General features: G+C 70.1%; 1 protein-coding gene. It reads left to right on the top strand.

Annotation, left to right across the window (positions count from 1 at the left end):
• Window positions 1-569: FGGY-family carbohydrate kinase (locus E1300_RS49670; RefSeq protein WP_242619924.1), on the top strand; the 569-nt coding region annotated here is incomplete at both ends.

The following is a 569-nucleotide window of genomic DNA, read 5'->3' as shown; positions in this document are numbered from 1 at the left end:
CTCGGCGACCAGCAGGCCGCGACGGTCGGGCAGGTGTGCTTCGCGCCCGGCGAGGCCAAGAACACCTACGGCACCGGCAACTTCCTGCTGCTCAACACGGGGAACGAGCTCGTCCGCTCGAAGAGCGGCCTGCTGACGACGGTCTGCTACCAGTTCAACCGCGACAAGCCCGTCTACGCGCTGGAGGGGTCGATCGCGGTGACGGGGTCGGCGGTGCAGTGGCTGCGCGACCAGCTGGGCATCATCTCCGGCGCCTCGCAGAGCGAGGCGCTGGCCCGCCAGGTCGACGACAACGGCGGCGTCTACTTCGTGCCCGCCTTCTCCGGCCTGTTCGCCCCCTACTGGCGCAGCGACGCCCGCGGCGCCATCGTCGGCCTGTCGCGCTACAACACCAACGCCCACCTGGCCCGCGCCACCCTGGAATCGATCTGCTACCAGTCCCGCGACGTCGTGGAGGCCATGCGCGCCGACTCCGGCGTCGACCTGGACGTGCTCAAGGTCGACGGCGGCGTCACCGCCAACGAGCTGTGCATGCAGATGCAGGCCGACATCCTCGGCGTCCCGGTCTC

The organism is Actinomadura fibrosa, assembly GCF_900659615.1.
Taxonomy (GTDB): Bacteria; Actinomycetota; Actinomycetes; order Streptosporangiales; family Streptosporangiaceae; genus Spirillospora; species Spirillospora fibrosa.
Note: the sequence above shows the minus strand (reverse complement) of the source record. Positions and strands in the feature narration are given on the sequence as shown.